The organism is Pseudofrankia coriaricola (assembly GCF_001854805.1).
In the GTDB taxonomy this organism is placed as follows: Bacteria; Actinomycetota; Actinomycetes; order Frankiales; family Frankiaceae; genus Pseudofrankia.
This window is the reverse complement of the sequence record NZ_MBLO01000248.1, coordinates 13,467-32,974: the sequence shown is the minus strand read 5'-3', so window position 1 is coordinate 32,974 and position 19,508 is coordinate 13,467. Positions and strand designations below refer to the sequence as shown.

General features: G+C 74.7%; 8 protein-coding genes. 2 read left to right on the top strand and 6 right to left on the bottom strand.

The window, feature by feature from the left end; genetic code table 11:
• Nucleotides 1-28: 28 nt before the first annotated feature.
• The 5 genes from BCD48_RS34985 to BCD48_RS34965 all read right to left on the bottom strand — a co-directional run bounded on the left by BCD48_RS34985 (nt 29) and on the right by BCD48_RS34965 (nt 10,449).
• On the bottom strand, nt 29-1,462 hold the full coding sequence (locus BCD48_RS34985) for a glycosyltransferase family 4 protein (RefSeq protein ID WP_241842237.1): 1,434 nt from the start codon (nt 1,460-1,462) through the stop codon (nt 29-31).
• A 278-nt stretch (nt 1,463-1,740) separates the two neighbouring features.
• Nucleotides 1,741-3,252: a glycosyltransferase gene (locus BCD48_RS34980; RefSeq protein ID WP_241842245.1), complete on the bottom strand. Its 1,512-nt coding sequence runs from the start codon at nt 3,250-3,252 to the stop codon at nt 1,741-1,743.
• 2,969 nt (nt 3,253-6,221) lie between these two features.
• Nucleotides 6,222-7,886: a glycosyltransferase family 2 protein gene (locus BCD48_RS34975; RefSeq protein WP_241842236.1), complete on the bottom strand. Its 1,665-nt coding sequence runs from the start codon at nt 7,884-7,886 to the stop codon at nt 6,222-6,224.
• On the bottom strand, nt 7,883-9,208 hold the full coding sequence (locus BCD48_RS34970) for an ABC transporter ATP-binding protein (protein ID WP_116271767.1): 1,326 nt from the start codon (nt 9,206-9,208) through the stop codon (nt 7,883-7,885). The genes BCD48_RS34975 and BCD48_RS34970 overlap by 4 nt, the downstream gene beginning before the upstream one ends.
• Nucleotides 9,208-10,449 (bottom strand): ABC transporter permease, encoded by a 1,242-nt coding sequence (locus tag BCD48_RS34965; protein ID WP_083419665.1) that lies wholly within the window; start codon nt 10,447-10,449, stop codon nt 9,208-9,210. The genes BCD48_RS34970 and BCD48_RS34965 overlap by 1 nt, the downstream gene beginning before the upstream one ends.
• A gap of 653 nt (nt 10,450-11,102) precedes the next feature.
• On the opposite strand from BCD48_RS34965, the gene BCD48_RS34960 reads away from it, so the two are divergent.
• Both BCD48_RS34960 and BCD48_RS51685 read left to right on the top strand, forming a co-directional pair.
• Nucleotides 11,103-14,309, top strand: a complete 3,207-nt coding sequence (locus BCD48_RS34960; protein WP_083419679.1) for a haloacid dehalogenase — start codon at nt 11,103-11,105, stop codon at nt 14,307-14,309.
• 88 nt (nt 14,310-14,397) lie between these two features.
• Nucleotides 14,398-16,680 carry a hypothetical protein gene (locus BCD48_RS51685; RefSeq protein WP_071052696.1) on the top strand — a complete coding sequence of 761 codons (2,283 nt, stop codon included), beginning with the start codon at nt 14,398-14,400 and terminating at the stop codon, nt 16,678-16,680.
• Between the two features lie 34 nt (nt 16,681-16,714).
• Here the strand turns inward: BCD48_RS51685 and BCD48_RS34950 are convergent, their stop codons facing one another.
• A complete protein-coding gene (locus tag BCD48_RS34950) occupies nt 16,715-19,372 on the bottom strand; it encodes a serine/threonine-protein kinase (RefSeq protein WP_083419678.1) in 2,658 nt (885 codons plus the stop codon).
• Nucleotides 19,373-19,508: the final 136 nt, after the last annotated feature.

The following is a 19,508-nucleotide window of genomic DNA, read 5'->3' as shown; positions in this document are numbered from 1 at the left end:
GGCTCAGGCGGCCAGCTCGCCGGGCGGCTCAGGAGTCGGCGGCGCGGCGGTAGACGTCGGCGGTCAGCGCGGCGGTGCGCCGCCAGGTGAAGGTGCGGGCGTGTTCACGGCCAGCGCGGCGCGGGTCCGCCGTGCCGGCCGGGGTGGCGCCGGTGGCGTGGGCCGAGCCGTCGGCCAGGCCGCGGTGGCCGCCGTCGATCACGTCGAGCAGGGCGTCGGCCAGCCGGTCGGCGTCCGCGGGCGGGACGAGACGGACCGCGACGCCGACGACCGGGCCGGTCACCTCGCGTATCGCCGGGATGTCCGAGGCGATGACCGGTGTCCCGGCGGCGAGCGCCTCCAGCGGCGGCAGGCCGAAACCCTCGTAGCGGGACGGGAAGCACAGCGCGACCGCCCCGGCGACGGCCGTGCGCAGGTCGGCCTCGTCGAGGTAGCCGGCGCTGACGACCGCCCCGGCGGGCAGCCCCGCGGTGTCGAGCGCCGCCCCCCAGCCCGGCGGGCCGGCCAGCACCAGCGGTGGAATGTCCGGGTAGGTGCCGTGCAGGCCGCGCAGCGCGGACAGCAGCGTCCGCAGGTTCTTGCGCGGCTCGGCGGTGCCGACGAACAGCAGGTAGCGCTCGGGGAGGCCGCGCTCCTCGAGCCAGCCGGGCTTGGGAGGCGCCGCGCCGAACCAGGCGTCGTCCACGCCGAGGGGAGTGGCGATGACCCGGTCGCGGTCGATCCGGTAGGCCGCGATCACCTCCTCGGCGACCGCCTGGCTCGGGGTGATCACCACCGCCGCCCGCCGCAGCCCGCGCGGGACCAGCGAGGTGTAGCGGGCGGAGGCGGCGCTGACCGTGTCCGGGGTGCGCAGGTAGGACAGGTCATGGATGGTCAGCACGCCGCGCGCGGCGCGCAGCGGCGGCAACACGAAGTTCGTGCCGTGGACGACGTCGGCCCGCCCGGTGAGCAGCTCGACGGGCAGCCGCTCGCCGCTCGCCCAGATCTCCTGCAGGAGCCGGGCCGGCACCCGACGCGCCGCGGGGGTGATGCCCGGCGGCAGAGCCTCGGTGAGGCCGGCGAGGCCCCGCCAGGTGAACGCCGTCGCGGCGAGCTCCAGCGGCCGCGTCGAGGGGGAGCGGGCCGCCCTGCCAGGGGAGCGACCGTTTGCCGCGCGGGTGGCCAGCGTCGGCTCGGCCGGTTCGGTGGCCTCGCCGGCTGAGCGCCGCTCGCTCGTGCCTCGGCCCGCTCCGGTGCTGGGCGCCACCGCGCCGCCAGGCCGGCCGGAGCCGCCACGGCTGGCGAGGCCCGCGGCGCCTCGGCCGAGGGCGATCGTCCCGGCTGTCAGGCCAAGAGTCTCGTCGCCTACCAGGTCGGCGAGCCCGGCCAGCAGGCTCTCGACATAGCGCCCGACACCGGTCCGCCGGCCCAGCAGCGGGGTGCCGTCGAGCACCACCCGCAGCGGCGGCTGGTCCACGCTCACCGGTCGTCCGCCCCGAGGCCCGCTCCACGGCCGGCCGCCAGGTGCGCGGCCGCTAGGGCCGCTAGTGATCCTGGGGACAGCGGCCGCCGGGTGTGCGAAGGAAGATCATTTTCGCACACCCTTTGGCCCCCTAGGCGCATGGTCGTCAGATGTGCGGTCGTTCGCACGGCTGGCAGGTGAGTTCCTCGCACCGGAGCGCCCGGGATACGGGCCCACCCGCCGTGGATGCCCCTGTTCTGGCGCCGGAAGGGCGCCCGGCCGTCCGTCTTCAGCGCGCGTCAGCCTTCGTACAGGTGGTGGCGCGCGGCGATCGTGCGCCAGCGCTCGGCGAACGCCGCGTCGGAGAAGTGCTGGGCCTGGCCGACCGCCTCGGTGGCCAGCCGTGCGCGCAGGTCCTCCTCGGTGGCGAGCCGGCGGGTGAACGACATCAGCTGGTCGGGCTCCGTCCAGCGGAAGCCGTCGATGCTGTGCCGGACGATCTCGCGCTGGCCGGCGCGGTCGATGACGACCGGCACGCAGCCGCCCGCCATCGCCTCGACCGTCGTCATCCCGAAGTGCTCAGCCGTCCATGGCCGGCGCCGCTCGTCCTCGCCCCACCCGGTCGCCGACCAGAACACCGAAGCCGTGGACAGCAGCCGCTCGACGTCGGAGCGCGCCGCGTTCGGGTGCACCTCGACAGGCAGGCCGGCCGCGGCCTTCTTGATCTGCTCGACGTACGGCTTCTGCGAGTCCTCCATGCCGCCGACGACGTGCATCGTCCAGCCGGGCAGCGCCCCGCTGGCGTGCAGTTCGCCGAACCACTGGACCATCTCCAGCTGGCGCTTGGCGTGCCCGAGCCCGGGCGAGAAGAACCGCCCGACGGTGATGATGGTCTTCTCCCGCCTGGCCGCCGGGTGCAGCCGGTCGACCTGGATCGGCGGGTAGAGGACGTCGGCCTCCTGCCGCCACATCCGCCGGATCCAGCCGCGGGTGTAGTCGGAGTTGGCCATCACCGCGTCGTAGCGGTCGATCCAGGCCAGGTCGTGCGGGTCACGCAGCAGCCAGGGGAAGCGCAGCGCCACCTTGGCGCGCGGGCCTTCGTCCGCGTCGGCCACCCGCGGCCGGCTGATGGCCACGCCGAGCTCGCGCACGTCGGCCGGGCCCGGGGTGAACGGCTCGCAGATCAGGGTGATCTCGGTGCCGGTCGGCGACTCGGGCAGCGGGATCTCGTGCGCGACGAACTCCGCGCCGACGTCGATCTTGGCGAGTGTCTCGCCGCTGGCACCGACGATCCGCAGCGAGGTGCCGGTCGGAGCGCCCGGCCGGCCGAAGTCGGCGCGCAGCGCCCGCTGGGTGCCGGGGGAGATCGCGAGCACCGCGTTCCCGGACGACCAGCGCCACTGGCGCACCCGGCCGCCCTCCGGCGGATACCAGCCAAGGCCGAAGTCGACCGCCGGGCGCACCCCGCGCAGCAGCGGCCCGGCGGAGCGCACCGCCGCCTTGCGCCACGCCGCCATGTCGTGGTCGAACGGTGTCGGGAAGAAGCACAGGTAGGCGGCCTTGCGCGACCGGGTCGGCACCCGGCTCATGTAGGAGCCGTTGACGAACAGGTCGTACTCACCGGACCGGACCGACAGGTCCTCCTCGCCGCGGTCCGGGATCCGGACGTAGCGGCAGCCCGACAGGTCCAGACCGAGGTGCGCGCCGAGGTCGGCGAGATTGACGTCCGAGTGACCGAGGATGTCGACCTCGACGCCGTCGGCGGCCATCACCTGGGCGATCATGCCGTTGTGGCGCTCGCCGCCGCCCATCGAGTGCCAGAACCGGTTGTAGACGGCGGCCCTCACCGGCCGGCCCGCCGGGATGCTCAGCGGCCAGGTTGCCGGGGCCTCGCCCGCCGTCGGGGTGGCGGGGGTGCCCGGCGTCGCGGTGGCGGCGCTCGTGCCCGCGGCCTCGGCCGTCTGTGCCGGCGTCGTCGGGACGTCCTCGTCCTGGGCCACCTGGTAGGCATCGGCCAGCTCGTCGTCGGCCGCCAACCCGCCGGCGCGGCCGTGGCGGGACTCCTCCACGGGCCCGTCAGCCGTCACTGGCTCATCAGCCATCACAGACCCATCAGCCGTCACAGACCCATCAGCCGCCGCGGGCCTGCCGGCGAACCGGGCCCGCAGCGGGACGGCGCCACCGCTGGAGACGGGCGCCAGGACGCCGGGCTCGGCGGCCAGGGGCGACGGCGCGGCCAGGCTCGGTACCGCGCGCTCCGGGATCGCCGGCTCCGGCAGCGTCCCGATCTGGAAACCCACGTGCCTTCGCTCACCGGAGAAGCCGGAGTACAGCATGAACGCCCGCTCGGTCGGTTGGTCCGGATGCACCGGCCCCGGTGGGTTGGACGGTTCCTCGCCGTCCTCGCCGGGGTGGTCCCTGTCGTCCGCCAGGACGGTCTCGACGGGTTCGGTGGTCTCGACCGGTTCGGCGGTGCCGCTCCACGTCGCCGGTTCCGGCTCGCCCGCGGGAAGTTCGTCGGTGAGTTCGAAGGCGCCTTCGTCCATGGGGATGCCGGTCTCGACGGGTTCGGCGGTGCCGCTCCACGTCGCCGGTTCCGGCTCGCCCGCGGGAAGTTCGTCGGCGAGTTCGAAGACGCCTTCATCCATGGGGATGTCGACGTCCGAGAGGGCGCCGCCGTTGTCGGCGCCGGCGGTCTCCTCGGAGCTGGTGAGGCCGCGCGCCTCCGCGTCGGCCATGCCGTCGTCGGTGGGCTCGAAGGCGCCGTTGCCGACCGGGGCCGGAAGCGCGTCGTCGAGCACGGGACCGAGGGCGTCGCCGGGGAGATCCTCACCGTAGCCGCCGCCCAGATCACCGACGAAGCCGAGCCGCTCGTCGAACGAGCCGGGGGCCGGGAACGCCGGGATGTCGTCGAACGAGCCGCCAGGCCTGGGGAATACTGGGCCGTCGTCGAGAACCGCACCGCTGTCGAAGACGCGGCCGTCATCGAACATCGGGCCGCCGAACGCGGCGGAGCGGGTCGCGAGGTCGTCGTCGAAGATCCGGCCGTCGTCGAAGACAGGCTCACCATCGGAGACGGGGCCGGGGTCCGGGACGAACCCGCCGTCCGGGGCCGCGGCGCGATCGGTGACGTCGGCGAGGACGTCCCCGAAGGGGGAGGCGTAGCCGTCGCCGACGGCCGGGATCTCGGGCGCGTCGTCGCCGGACGTCCCGTCGACGCGGTCCGCCGCGGCCTCGGCCGGGAACGGCTCGACGCCCTGACCCGCCAACGGGTCGATGGCTCCCGGGTCCTGGGGCAGGCCGTCGGCGACCGGGAGGTGCTCCACCGGGACGTGCTCGACGGGCCGCGGGCCGGGCACGTCGGAGATGCCGGGCACGTCGGAGATGAGGCCGAACAGGCCCGAACGCGCGGTCGAGGCCGCGTCCGGGTCGGAGAACGTGGGCGCGATGGGCCCGGTCATGCCGTTCAGGCGAGCATCGTTCAGGCGAGCATCGTCGAAACCGACGCTGTCCGGGTCGACGCCGTCGATGCCGAGGCTGCCCGAGCCGAGGCCGTCGATGCCGACGCTGTCCGGGTCGACGCGGTCGAGGTCGAGGCCGTCCGGGTCAAGGCCGTCCGGCCACGGCGGTCTGCGGGCCAGCAGGTCGTCGGCCGTCGTCGACTCGGTGGTGAGGCCCACGGCTAGCTCCTCCGGCAGGTCATCGGAGAGCGGGTCCCAGCGCGGCAGCTCGTCGAGCGGCTCCCGCAGGTCCACATCGAGCACCGGATCGACGTCGATCACCTGGTCCGCGTCGAGGACCGCGCCGTCGAGAACCTGGCCCGCGCCGTCGTCCAGCTCGGGAGACAGGCCGGAGAACGCGATGCCGTGGTCACCGGCACGGTCGGGGTCGTGGCCGTCCCGCGCGTCGACCCCGCGCGTGCGCGGGTCCACATCGGTGCCATCGCCGGCGAACGGGCCAGAGCCGAAGTACGGCGCGCCGGCCAGACGGGCGTCCTGGGCGGGGATGCCGACCGGACGACCGGTGGCCCGGTCGATGACCTGCCCCTCCAGCGGCTCGCCGCCGCCATGACCCGTAAGCGGCTCCAGGCCGGACGAGCCGAATGGCTCCGCCGTTCCAGCCGGCTCCGGCGACGCCAGCGGCTCTCGAGCCGATCGCGGCTTGGGCTGCGACACGGGTTCCCGAGGCGGCATGGGCTCCAGGAGCGACAGGTGCTCCAGGGAGGACAGCCGGTCCGGGCGCGAGCGCGGCGGTGTCGGCCTGGTGCCCTCGTCCGGCCGGGTGGGAATGCCCAGCGGCGGCAGCGGCTCCAGCCCCGCCAGCGGGTCCAGCCGGCCCGGCCGGTCCAGTCTGCCTGGCGGGTCCAGCGGATCGCGCAGTCCTGGGTAGGCCTTGTCGTCGGGCGTGGCGGTTCGGTCGAGGAAGTCGAGGGACTGGTCGAAGGACGGGCCGAGCGGTGCCGGCCGCGCGCTCTCGTCGTAGCGGGTCGGAAGGTCCAACGGGTCGGCCCGGCCCGGCCCGTCCAACGAGTCCAGCCGGCTCAGGCCCAGCGGGTCGAGCGGGTCGAAGTTGATCGGCGTCGGGGCGGGCGGCGAACCGAACGAGTCCTGCCCCCGCGCCGACCACTCCTCGCCGGACCAGCCGCCGCTCGGGTAGCCGCCGGCCCCGACCCGCGCACCGAATCCGTCGCCACCGGGCCGGGCCGCGTCGCCGTCAGGGCTCTCGGGGCCATCTGTCTCGAAGGTGCTGTCCCCGTGGGTGTTCTCGTCGGAATGGTCCGTCATCGTGACACCAGCCAGTCCTGCAGCGCGCTGCGCCGTTCGCTTGCGGTGCGCCCAATCTCCCTGCGCCGCCCGACCATGATCGGGAACAGTCGCAGGTAGGACGCGATCACCTTCAGCCGCAGCAGCGTAGGCCGCACCGCCGGCCGGCTGCGCGCCCGCCACCCCTGGCGCAGCGTCCGTATCGCGATCGACGCGGTGGTCAGCGGGTAGCGCGCCACCGCGGCCACCGCGAGCGGCAGCGTCGCGTCCTTCGTCAGCATGAGCAGCCGGTTGCGGTCGGTATGGAAGACGAACAGCGGCGACCATTCGACGCTCGACGCCGAGTGCACATGCCGCAGCACGGCGCCGGGCACGTAACGAATGCTGTACCCCCTGGAGCGGATCCGCCAGGAGAGATCCGTGTCCTCGTAGTAGAGGAAGAAGTCGTCGTCGAACCAGCCCAGGTCATGGCCGAGCTCCGCGCGCATGGCCATCCCGTTCCCGCAGGCCGTGAAGACCTCCTCCGGGTTGGAGAACTGGCCGGTGTCGACCTCCTGGTAGCCGCGGTCGGCGCCGTAGCCGTCGCGCAGCACGATCCCGCCGACGTTGTTGATGACGTCGACGCGCGGCGCGGTGTCGTCGATCGTCACCGAGACGGCGTTCGGCTCGGTGCCGGTGACCGGCAGCGCGGCGAAGCGGGCGGCACCGCCGTCGGCCGCCGCCCAGCCGGGGCCGCCGTCGGCAGGGCCGGAGTGCCCGTCCCAGCTGAGCATGACCGTCTTCGCGGCCTCGGCCGCCCAGGTGAGCCCGAGCGTGACCGTCCCTCTTTCAGGTACGGGCACGAGCATTTCGCCGTTGCCGCGCGTCCAGAAGAACGGGGCGGTCGGCGGCCCTTCGGCCCCGAAGGTGAGCTTCTCCCAGAGGACGTCGCGCAGCACGTCGCGGCCGTTGACCGTCACCGACGAGATCCGCGCGCCGAGTGAGCGCGGGTCGTGCGGGCCGGGTGAGAAGGTCGAGGTCTCCATGCGCAGCCGGAGGAACCGCGGCAGGAACACCACCTTGCCGGTGACCGCGCCCAGCTTGTCCCCGCCGGGCTGCTCGAACGGGGCCAGCAGGTTGGCCAGCCAGTCCGGCTCCGGGATGGCGTCGTTGTTCAGCAGTACCGCGTAGGTGGTGTTCACCTGGCGCAGCGCCAGATTGTTGCCGCCCGCGAAGCCGAGGTTCCTCGACGACTCGATCACCCGCACCCAGGGGTAGCGCTCGGCGAGCATCGCCCGCGAGTGGTCGCTGGACGCGTTGTCGACGACCCAGGTCTGGAACCCGAAGCCGGTGATCTGCTTGGCGACCGCGTCCAGGCACGGCGGCAGCAGGTGGGCGCCGTTCCAGTTGACGATGACGATGGTCGCCAGCGGCCGCTCGCCCCAGCCGGAGCCGGACCCGCCGCCGTCGGGGTGCCCGGCGGCGGGCACCGCGCCGCCCGTGTCCCGGGCGTCGGAGATGCCGTCGACGCCCGGGGTGTCGGGCGTGGCCTTGGTCAGCGATCCCGCGGCCGCCACGCCGGACGCCGCCCCGACAGCGGCGCTCGCCAGGCCGCGGCTCGCTAGGCCGACGCTCGCCCGGTTGGCGCTCGTCAGGTCGCTGCTCGTCGGGTCGCTGCTGGTCAGGTCGGTGATGTGGCTCATGCCCGCGGCCTTGCCTCGTAGTCGACGTGGACCAGGCCCTCGGCGTGCGAGCTGTTGATCCCGAACAGCTCGTGGAAGCGACGTGAGGTGATGGGCGTGCCGGTCGCCGCGTCGGCGACCTCCACCCGCACGGCGAACGCGCCGAGCAGCGCTGGTAGCGAGCCGATGGTGAAGTCGACGATGGTGAAGCCCTGGCTGACCGGAATACCCCCCGGTGGGGTCTCCATCACCCAGATCGGGATCTCGTTCTGGCCGACGATGACGCAGCGCGCGCGGACTCGTTCGGGCGCGCCCTCGGTGACCTCGATGCCGACGCTCAGTGTCATCGGGTCGCCGGGGTCGTAGGAGATCTGCGGCGCCGCGCCGGGGGACGAGCCGAAGGCGACGGTCTCCGGCCGGACCGTCGCCGTGCTGTAGGCGCCGGCACCCTCGGTCGGCGAGCTGCCGAGCCGCTGGCGCAGCAGCTTCGTGCCGACCGCCGGCGCGCCGTCGTGGATCACCTTGCCGGCCTCGAGCACGACGACCCGGTCGCACATGTTCTCGATGAGGTCGAGCGAGTGCGTGACGAACAGGATCGTGCGGCCCTGGTTCCGGAACTCGTCGATCTTGGCGAGGCACTTGCGCTGGAACGCCTCGTCGCCGACGGCGAGCACCTCGTCGACGAGCAGGATGTCCGGGTCGACGTGCACGGCGACGGCGAAGCCGAGCCGGACGTACTGGCCGGACGAGTAGTGCTTCACCTCGTCGTCGATCTTGTGTGACAGCTCGGCGAAGTCGACGATCGAGTCGAACAGCTTGTCGATCTCCCGCTTGGACAGGCCGAGCAGGGAGGCGTTCAGGTAGACGTTGTCCCGGCCGGACAGCTCGCCGTTGAACCCGGCGCCCAGCTCCAGCAGCGAGGCGATCCGGCCGTGCACCTCGACCTTGCCGCTGGTCGGGCGCAGGATGCCGGCGAGCACCTTGAGCGTCGTCGACTTGCCGGAGCCGTTCGCGCCGGCGAGGCCCACGGTCTGGCCGCGGGCGATCTCGATGTTGATGTCGCGCAGCGCCCAGAAGTCCTCGCCGGCCAGGCCGCCGCGGCGGACGAACGCCTCCTTCAGGCTCGTCGCCCGCTTGTGGTACGAGACGAACTTCTTGCTCACGCCGGTAGCGCGGATCACGGTCGGGCCGGTCCCCGCCGCGGGGGCGCCGCCCCTCGCGCTCGTGCCGCCGGTCGGCAGCACGCCGGCGCTGACGCTGGCGGTCGCGCCACCGCCGGCCGGCCGGGCGGGCGCCGACGTCGCGGCCGCGCCGACGGGGAGGGGCGGGGAGGTCTGGCTCACTAGAGGTCCTCGGCGAAGTCGGCCTGCAGCTTGCGGAACACCCAGATGCCGAGCACCAGCACGCCCAGGGAGATCGCCCCCGCCATGGCCAGGCGCTCAAGGTAGTAGAGGTACCCCGGGTCGGCGAGGACCTGCAGCTGGCTGCCGTCGGGCTTGGTGGCGGTGGCGTCGACGTAGATGGCCCGCTGGAACGCCATGACCACCACGGCCATCGGGTTCAGCTCGTAGACCCAGGTGTACTCGTGGAGCCGTTGCTGGATCAGCCCGAACGCGTAGACCATCGGGTTCAGCCAGATCCAGGCCATCAGGGCCACCTCGACGAGGTGCGGCACGTCCTTGAACCGCACCGACAGCGCCGAGACCAGCATCGACATCCCGACGGTGAACACCAGCGCGACCGCGCCGGCCGGGACGAGCAGCAGCAGCCCGCCACCGATCAGCGGGTAGCCGAGCGCCAGGGTGAGCACCAGCAGCACCAGCAGCTGCAGCACGAAGTGCACCGCGGCGAAGCCGACCGCGGACAGCGGCAGCACCTGCAGCGGGAAACGGACCTTCTTCACCAGGTTGGCGTTGCCGACGACGCTGCCGCAGGCTGTCGACACGCTGCCCGCGAACGCGTTCCAGACGAGCAGGCCGGACAGGAAGTAGATGCCGAACCGCGGCACACCCGACTTGAACACGACCTGGAAGACGAACGTGTACACCACGAGCAGCAGCAGCGGGTTCGCGAGGGACCAGGCGAAGCCGAGGGTCGAGCCCTTGTACTTGACCTTGATGTCCTTGCGGATCAGGTTGCGCAGCAGCTCCCAGCGGACCCTGCTCTGGGCGCGCGACCGCTTGGCCAGCGCCCCCGGGGCCCCGCCCGGACCAGCGGAGCCCGAGGTCCCGTCCGGACCGGCGGAACCCGGGATCTGCCGGGGGGTCTGCTGCGAGTTCCTCGCCGCGTGCCGTGGCCCGGCACCGGACCTGCGCGCCGGCGCCGGACGCGGCGTCGGGGAGGTGGACGGCGACGGGGCCTGCGCCGACGGGGACGCGGCCTGCGGGGGCGCCGCTGGCTGGGGCGCCGCTGGCTGGGGCGCCGTCTGCGAGGACATGGGCGACGATGACGACTCGTCGGGGGCCGGCGACGCGGACGGCGAGGGTGACGCCGTCGCGGTCGTCGGCGTCACCGGCGGCGGTATCGGGGACGCTCCCGTCGCGCCGCCCGGGCCGGCGGCGGGGCCAGCACCTGCGAGCTGCACTCCTCGGCTCCTTCTCGACCCTGTACGACGCCGGACCCCGGGACGTCGCGGGACCGCCGCGCGCCTTGGCGCGGCCCCGGTTGTTGTCCCGATCGTGCCATGGTCCCGGTTGGGCCCGCCGAGGCGGGTGAGGTCCGGATTCGGCGACGGTGGCGTCGGCACCCGTGCCGAGCCGGCGGACCTTCCGGTTCGCCGCCCTCCCAGCAGACCTCCCAAGTCGCTGACCTCACAGATCGCTGACCTGCCAGATCGGCTTCGCCGATCTGGCAGGGACCCTGTCGCCGATCCGGCAGGAGCCCCGGCTTCGCGATCCAGCAGGAACCGGGCACCATCGCCGCACAGGAGATGAGCACGGTGGGCGCACAGCCACCCCACCGCACGCGTCTCCGTTGACGCCGGTGCCCGCCACCCGGGAGGCGGTTCATAGTATCGGCCAGCCTGCTCCGGCACCGGTCGGCGCCTTGCGCAGCCCTGGCCGAAGGAGGCGCGACGGTGCAGTCCACTCCGCCTCCGGTGTGGTGGCCGGCTCCTCCCTCGCGACTTGTCGGAGGCGACCGCACGCGGTGGCGCGGACATCCGGGACTTCCCGGGATGTCGCCCGCCGTTTCCCCCGCCGTCGCGCGGCCGACGGCGTTGGAACGGGGGTGACCGCGGTGTTCACCGACGCGAGGCTGGGGGATGCGTGGTCGCACCTCGACTCGGGCGGGGCCGACGTACTCGTCGTCGACGTCTTCGAGACGCTGCTGTGGCGGCTGGCGCCGCGGCCGGCGCACCTGTTCCTGCTGCTCGGTGAGCGGCTCGCCGCCGCCGGCCGGCTGCCGGCCGGCATCACCCCCGGCCAGTTCGCCCACCTGAGGATCCTGGCTGAGCGGCAGGCCAGGCGCCGGGTGCTGGCCACCCGTGAGGGCGTGGCCGCCGCCGGGGACGGCGGTGGCCCCGCGCCGCGGCTGGACGAGATCTGGGCGCTGCTGCGGCCCGCGCTGCCCGGCGCCGGTGAGCTCGCTCCCCTGGTGGAGGCGGAGGTCGCCGCTCTGCGGGCGGCCTACCGGGTCGACCTCGCCGCCGCCGAGCTCGTCGAGCTCGCCGCTCTCAAGCTGGGCCTGCCGGTCTACCTCGTCGCCGACACCTGCCTGTCAGCGGCGCAGCTGGAGCGCCTGCTGACGCGCCCGGAGCTCGCGGGCATCCCGTTCGCCGGCCCGTTCACCTCGGCCGACATCGGCGTCGGGACGGCCGAGGGCCTGCTCGGCCACGTGCTCACGGCGACCGGTGCCCCCACGTCCAGGCTGCTGTACCTGGCCGGCGACCCGACCGGCGAGCACACCGGTGCCGCGGGTTCAGAACCGGCCGGTGGCCCGCCGGGCCGGGGCACCGGCGACGGGCGCGCCGCGGGCCAGCCCGCGGGCGGTTCGGGCGGTTCGGGCGGGCGTGATGGCCGTGGTGGGCATGCTGGTCGCGGTGGGCGGGGCGTCACGATCGTGCGCAGGGGCGGTCCCGCTCGCGACCTGCGCGCGACGCTCGCGATGGAGGGACTGCTCGACGAACCGGACGACGCGGCCCCCGTAGATCTCGAGTACGGCGACTTCGGGCTGACCGCGCTGCGCGCCCGCGTCCTGCACCGGGCCGACGCCGCCGCCGTCCCTCGGGCGCTGCGCCGCTTCTGGGACACCGGGGCGACCGTGTTCGGCCCGGTTTTCACCGGCTTCGCCGAGTGGGTCGTCGAGCGCACCCGGGAGCTGGGCGCCGATGAGGCGTTCTGCCTGATGCGCTCCGGCCGGTTCGTCGCGAGCCTGCTCGAAAGCCCCGGCCGCGACGCCGGCGTCGCGGCCCGGACGCTGTGGGCGTCGCGCGAGGTGTGTGCGCTGGCCAACGTCTTCGAGGCCTCACCCGAGGAGCTGCGTGCCTTCCTGAGGCACGCCGGCACCGGCCCCGCGCACGCCGGCCCCGGCGGTCCGGCCCCTGGCACCGGTGGCGCCGTGGGCACCGTCGGGGCACTGCTGCGCCGGCTGCGGGTCGATCTCGCCGCCGCGCCGGGGATCTCCGCGCTCGCCGGCCGCCGGCTCGACGTGCCGGCCGGGCTGCTCGACGAGATCCTCGACGAGTTGCTGGAGACGCTCAGCCGCGACGACCGCGTCCGCGGCGAGATCGTGCTGGCCGCCGAGCGGCTGCGTGAACGGTTCCTGCGCTACCTGGACGATCGGCTGCCCGAGCGCGGCCCGGCCGTAATGGTCGATCTTGGCTGGGATGGGACCACCCAGGCGCTGCTTGCCCGGCTGCTCACCGCCACCGGCCGCGAGGTCATCCCCGTGGGGCTCTACCTGGCGACCGGTCCCGCCGCGCTCGAATACCAGCTCGCTGGCCACCGGATGGAGGGCTACCTCGTCTCCGGCGGCCAGCCAGCGCGCCTCGCCGGCCAGCTGCTGCGCGCCCCGGCGGTCGTCGAGCAGGTCGCCATGGCGGATACGGGCCGGCTCGCCTCGTTCGACGAGATGTCCACCCCGCTGTTGGGACTCGCCCGGACCAGCCGCACGCAGCTGGCGCAGCGGGCCGCCGCCCAGGACGGTGCCCGGGCCTTTCAGCAGGAGTGGTTGCGCTACCGGCGCGCGGAGAGCCCGGACAGCCCCGACAGCGCGCTGCCGTCGCTGGGTGGCGACAGCGCCCGGCTCGCGCTGCTACGCATGCTGGCTCGCTTCGTCGCCCGGCCGACGACGGCGGAGGCCGCCACCTTCGGCTCCTGGCGACACGACGGCGATGACGACGAGCCGGTCGGCATCGAGGCGACGAGTGCCCTGGTGGTCGACGGCCGGCCGCCGGGTGCCGCGTCGGAGGACGGCTCGTTCGCCGGTATGGCCGGTGCGGCTGGCCCGACTGGCCCGACCGGAATGGCGCTGGCTGGTGCTGAGGCCGGTGGGGTGGCGTCCGGCCAGGAGCGGCCGGCGGCCGGGCTGGGAAGGGCCGGATCCGAGTCGTCCGCCACGGTCGGCGTCCCTGGAGCCATGGGAGCGGGGCCGGTGACCGGCCGGCATGGGCGCGCGGAGCCCGCCGAGCAGGACGGCCGGGGTCTGTTGCCCGCCGAGCTGATCAGGCGGATGCCCTACCTGAGCCCGGCGGGTCTGGCGGAGCTGCCGCTGCGCGAGGCGACCTGGCCCGCGGCCGTCGCCGCCGTCGCGAACCGGCCGCTCGCGGTTGTCACCGAGCTCGCGGCCGCCGCGGGAATCGACCCGCGGGAGCTGTCGGCGCCGGCCGCGGCCGGCCCCGTCGAGGTGTACGTCGACACCGGCGCGGACTTCGCCCGTGGCCCCAAGGCCATCGCGGTGCCCTATGCCGGCCGGGACGGGCTGTCGCTGGTTCGGCTGCGGGTCGTCGACGCCGTCGGTGTCCGTCGCGTCCGGGTCGACCCCGCCGGCCGGCGGGGCCTGCTCCGGCTCGACTGGCTCACCCTCGCCTTCCACATCGTCGGCGCGGGCGAGCCCCGGCAGATCACGATCACCGCGTTCGACGGGCCGGGTTCGCTTCCGGATGCGATGGGCCGCAGTATCCCCGCTGGGACGCCTGGCGAAACCGGATTGGTGGACCGTAGGCGCGGCATTGTTCTCGGTCTGGTGGGGCTGAGAATACTGCAGCCCAACTTGGTCGAAATCCTCGACGACGACCCTCAACTCGTCTACAACCTGGATCTGTCCGGCATGCCAGAGTTGGGCGGCACGTACGCAATTGACGTCGAGTTCGCCTTTGGTTGGATAGGGATCCGGGGGGACCCAGTGGCCGCTCCCGCGCCTGCCGCGGCAGGCCCGGCGTCGGGGCCGCAGCTGCCGCGCCGGGCCGCCCGCCGGGTGATGCGACAGCTGGGAGGCCTGCGGTGACAGCTGGAAGACCCCGGGTGGGCGACTCGCCTCGCGGGATCCGGCGGCAGGCCTGGACAGGTCGAGACGGCCGGCTGGGAGGCCCGCGGTGAACGACACGCCGAGCACTGCCCCGGCCGGGCTGGCGGGCCACGACGGGCGGGACGAGCAGCCTGTCTCGCACACCGCCCGCCCCTACGTTCGCTCCGCCGCCTCGGCGAACACCGGTCCGCTGCGCCTCCCCAGCCCCGGCGGTGCGGCCGGGGCTGGCGAGGGTGCCCTGCGGGAGAGCTTCGCCGACCTGGCGGCCGCCGCCGCGGCCGCGCCCGGATCGGCCGAGCTCGCCGTCTACGGCCAGGAGGGCCGCGGCGCGGTCGAGGGCTACGACCCGAACGCCGCGAACCGCGCGGGCGGCCAGCCGCTGCTGCTGCGATCGCTCATCGACCTGCGGGAGGTCTGGCTGCCGCTGCTGGGCGCGGCCAGCGTCCGCAGCGTCACCGTCCTCGGCGCCGAGAACGGCTCGACGACCGGTCTGGTCGTCGAGCTGCTGCGCGCCGGCGGCGGCGGCCGGCTCCTCATCGTCGACCCCGAGCCGGGCCGCGTACCGAGCGCCGGCCGCGGCCTGGATATCGACGTGGTTCGCGACCACGGCGCCGCCGGGCTCGACGGGCACACCCCGACCGACGCCTACCTGATCGACGGTGACGCGAACTACGCCACCGTCACCGCCACGCTCGCCGCGGTCGACGACGCCGTCCACGAGTTCGGCCGGAACTCGTTCCCGCTGGTCATCGTCCACGACGTCGGCTGGCCCACCGGCCGGCGCGACCAGTACCGGGCCCCCGACCGGCTGACCGACGCCGACCTTCAGCCCCACTCCTGGGACGCCGGTGTGACGCTCGACACGCCGGACGCCGTCCTCGGCCGCGGGATGCGCGGCGGCGGCGCCTACGCGTGGGCGCTCGCCGAGGGCGGGCCGCGCAACGGGGTGCGCACCGCCGTCGAGGAGTTCGTCGCCGGCCACCCCGAGCTTCGGTTCTTCACCGTCGCGCCGGTCCTCGGCCTCGGCGTCGTCGTCGACCGGCGCGCGCCGTTCGCGACCAGGGTCGCCGAGCTCCTGTCGCCCTGGGTGGCCAACCCGCTGCTGGCCCGGTTGGAGCGCAACCGGCTCGAGCTGTACCTGCGGGTGGTGGCGACGCGCGACGAGGGGATGGCCGCCGCCCGGCTGCATCAGCAGGAGTGGGCGAAGCTCGACGCCGAGCGCATGCGGCTGGTCGCGCTCGACATCGAGAAGTCGGACCGGATCGCCCAGCTCGAGCGGGAGCTCGCCGCCGAGCGGGCGATGGCCGCCGAGGCGCTGGGCGCCCGGCTGGAGGAACCGCGGCTGGTGGCCGCCGCCCGCTCCGCCGACTCCCGGCTGCGGGCAAGGCTCCGCCGCGGCCCCAGCCGCTACGAGCAGGCCAGGGCCCGGCTCGCCCAGGAGGAGCAGCGCCGCCTCGCCCAGCTCGCCGACCCGGACACGGCCGGTGCCCTTGAGCTGGCCGGCGCCGCCGGCAGGCTGGCCCTGCCGCCCGGCGCCGGCGCGGGCGCCGACGGCTCGCTGGGCGGGGACCTCGGCGCGGGCGGGGACGGCGGTCTGGACCGTGGGTCCCATGCGCTGCCCGCTCTTCCGCCAGGTTCACCCAGTGGGCCGGCTGCCGGCGACCCGGCCGCCGAAACGGCCGCGAGCCGGGGCACGGACGCCGGAAGGGACACCGAAGAACGTCTGCGCGGCCGCCACCGGCCGCACCACCGCATCGGCGAACCGGACATCGTCGCTGGCGGCCCAGGTCACCAGGAGCCCTCTCTGTGGACACCGGGACAGGCCTCCGCCGATCCGCCGCGCCGCGGCCGCGCCGCGCGGTCCGTGCCCCCGCCTCCGCCGGTGGCACCCCCAGGGGAGCCGCACGCGCTGTCGGTCCCGCCGGGCGCGGGTTCCGGCGCCGTCCTGCTGACCCCGGCGCCTCCGCTGCCTCCGTCGCCTCTGTCCTTGCCCGACCCGTCCTCGACCGGCGGCGTGTCAGGCCCGCCGCGGGTGCCGTCGCCGCTTCTCCCCCCGTTGGCCGGCGGGGCACCGCCGAGCCCGGCCCCGCCGGTGACGCCGATCCAGTCTGGCCGGCCGATCCCCGCCGGCCAGCCCATCCCACCCGGCTCGGCGGTCCACCCGTCAGACCCGGGCCGACCGGCCGAGCTCGGCGCACCCGGCCAGCCGCCCCTGTTCGACCGCTCTGGCGTCCCTCGACGACGCCGCATGGCCGGCACATTCGCGGCCGATCGGCACGAGCCCCGCCACCGAGCCTCCGGCCGCAACCACAACCCCGAACGCAACCAGAAGCCCGACCGGCCCTCCTGACCTGTTTGGCCGCGGCTGGGCCGTGGGGTGGTTGTCAGCAGACGGGGCGGTAGGGGGCCGCGGGGATGTAGTGCTGCCACTGGACGGGATCCAGCCGGTTGGACCCGGTGCGGCAGGCGGTCGCCAGAAGCGTGGTGTCGTCGATCGGAGTCAGCCGCGCCGTGTGGTCCGAGGCCGCGGTGAGGACTGACTGGCCGTCAGGGGTGAAGGCGAGATCCTGGATCCAGTCGGTGTGGCCGGAAAGCCTGCCGACGGCGGCGGGCGGGCCACTTGTGGTGAGGTCCCAGAGATGGACCGTGTCGTCGCGGCCGGCGGTGGCGAGCATGCGGCCGTCGGGGCTGAAGGCCAGCGCGAGCACCCAGCGGGAATCCGCCTTGATCGTCTCGAGGAGGCGCGGGTGGTTCGGGTCGGTGACGTCCCACAGGCGCGCGGTGCCGTCATAGCCGCCGGTGGCGAGCTGGCGGCCGTCTGGGCTGAAGGCCACAGCCCAGACGTAGTCGGTGTGACCGGACAGGGTGGCCAGCTCGCGGGGATGGCGGGGGTCGCTGAGCTCCCAGAGGCGGGCCGTGTGATCGGTGCTCGCCGTCGCCAGCAGCCGGCCGTCGGGGCTGAATGAAACGTGGCGCACCCAGCCGGTGTGGCCGGTCAGGACGCTCAGCTCCGTCGGGCGCCTCGGGTCATGGACGTCCCAGATCCGGGCCGTGTCGTCGTGGCCGGACGTCGCCAGCAGCCCGCCGTCCGCGCTGAACGCGACGGACAGAACATAGCCCTCGTGGCCGGTCAGCGTCGCGATCTTCACCGGGCTGGCCGGGTTGCTCACGTCCCACAGGAGCACGGTGCGGTCGTAGCCCGCGGTGGCCAGGAGGGTCCCGTCCGGGCTGAAGGCGGCGGCGGTGACCCAGCCGTCGTGCCCGCTCAGCACCGCGAGCGGCGCGGGGGGCCGCGCCGGCGACGGCGCCTCCCTCGACGGCGTTCCCCGAGATGCCATCCCCCCAGCCTGGCCGGTCAGGGCCGCGAGGTCCCAGAGGCGGGTGGTGCCGTCGGCGGACGCGGTGGCGGCGAGCCGGCCGTCGAGGCTCACGGCGACGCCGAGCACCGACGCGGTATGCCCGGAAAGCGGGCTCGCCGCGGCGCCGGCGAACGAGGTGCGCAGGCTCGCCCGGGCGGTCGGGGCCGGGTTGATCCGGAAGGCGGCGAGGCTCAGCGCGTCGGCCAGGCCCGCGTCGGTGGAACGGATCTCATCGGCGGACGCGGCGACCTCGGCGGCGAGCGCGGCCGGCGTCGGGCTTGGCGCGGGTGCCCGTCCGAGCACCACCGGGATCAGGACCGCGATCAGCATCAGCGCGAGCAACGGGGTGATCATCAGGGAGCCGTGGCGCAGCCGGTCTCGCCAGGTCCGGTCCGGCGGGCCGGCGTACCCGCCGAGGGCTTCGCCGCCGGCCGGGCCGTCGCCGCCCGAGGGTGCGCCGACGCCACCCGGCCCGCCCGCCGCGTCCCCGGCGGGCCCACGCGCGCCGGTGGCACCGGCCTCGCCTGCGGCCAGGGGCGGGTCGGTGTCCGTGGGCCCGTCGGTGTCCGCGCCCGCGCCCGCGGCCGGCGGCTGGCCGGGGATCGCGCCTGAGCGGATCGCCCGGCTCACCGCCGGGTCGGGGTGGGTCGGTGGGCCCATGCCGACCAGGCGCAGGAAGAGCTCCTGGGCGGTCGGGCGCTGCGCGGGGTCCTTGCGCATCGCGTGCTCGACGATCGGGCGCAGCGCCGGGCCGAGGCCTTCCAGATTCGGCTCCAGGTGGACGACCCGGTAGAGCTGGACCGGCGTTGGCCCGTCGCCGAAGGGCAGCACGCCGGTGCTGGCGTAGGTGACCAGCCCGCCCCAGGCGAAGATGTCCGCCGCGGCCGTCACCAGCCGGCCGTTGGCCTGTTCGGGGGCCATGAACGCTGGTGTGCCGATCCGCTGGATGTCGTGGCTCAGCACGCCGTGCGCGTCGGTGGCCCTGGCGATGCCGAAGTCGATGACGCGCGGGCCGAGCGAGGAGAGGATCACGTTCGACGGTTTGAGGTCGCGGTGTACCAGCCCGGCCCCGTGGATCGCGGTCAGCGCGGCGGCGACGCTGACGGCCAGCCGTTCCAGGTCGCCGGTGCGCAGCGGGCCGCCGGCGAGCACGGCGTGGGTGAGCGTCAGCCCGTCGATGTACTCGGTGACCAGGTAGGGCGGGCCGTCCGGCGGGTCGACGACCTCGAGCACCTCCGCGGTGCAGAACCGGGCGACCCGGCGCGCCACGTCCGCCTCACGCAGGAACCTCTCCCGGAACTCGGGCAGCCGGGCCAGGTCCGCCCGAATCATCTTGATCGCGACCAGGCGCAGATCGCCCTCGATGCCGTTCGGCCCGATCTTCGCCGCCCCGCCGGTCGCCGCGTCGTCGGCCGGACCGCCACCAGGAGCGGCGCCGCCGGGGGAGGCGCCGCCGGGGATCGACTGGCCGTCGCGAAGCGGGCCGACGCCGAGGTAGACGGTGCCCATCCCGCCCTCGCCGAGCCGGCCGATCAGCTGGTAACTGCCCAGCTCCTCGGGATCGTCGGCGGAAAGCGGGTCGGCGGCGACGGCGCCCAGCGGGTGCGTCGGATGCGTAGGGAGAGTGAGTCCCTGGTGGGGCGGGACCGTCAGCGCCTGCTGGGCGGGCAGGCTCGCGGCCATGGGCGGGAAGGCGAGCGTCTGGTGCTGGTTGCGCCGCACAGACCACCCCCGACCGAGCCGGTCGCCCTCCCCCGACAGGTCTTCAGTCTGCGGTCCCACCCGCGACGCCGTGGCGCCACAATCCAGTTGCCGTAAG

Excerpts from the sequence above, each read along its gene's own strand:
- BCD48_RS34975 (WP_241842236.1), bottom strand. The coding sequence starts at position 7,886 with ATGAGCCACATCACCGACCTGACCAGCAGCGACCCGACGAGCAGCGAC.
- BCD48_RS34980 (WP_241842245.1), bottom strand. The coding sequence starts at position 3,252 with ATGGGCGGCGGCGAGCGCCACAACGGCATGATCGCCCAGGTGATGGCC.
- BCD48_RS34950 (WP_083419678.1), bottom strand. The coding sequence starts at position 19,372 with ATGGCCGCGAGCCTGCCCGCCCAGCAGGCGCTGACGGTCCCGCCCCAC.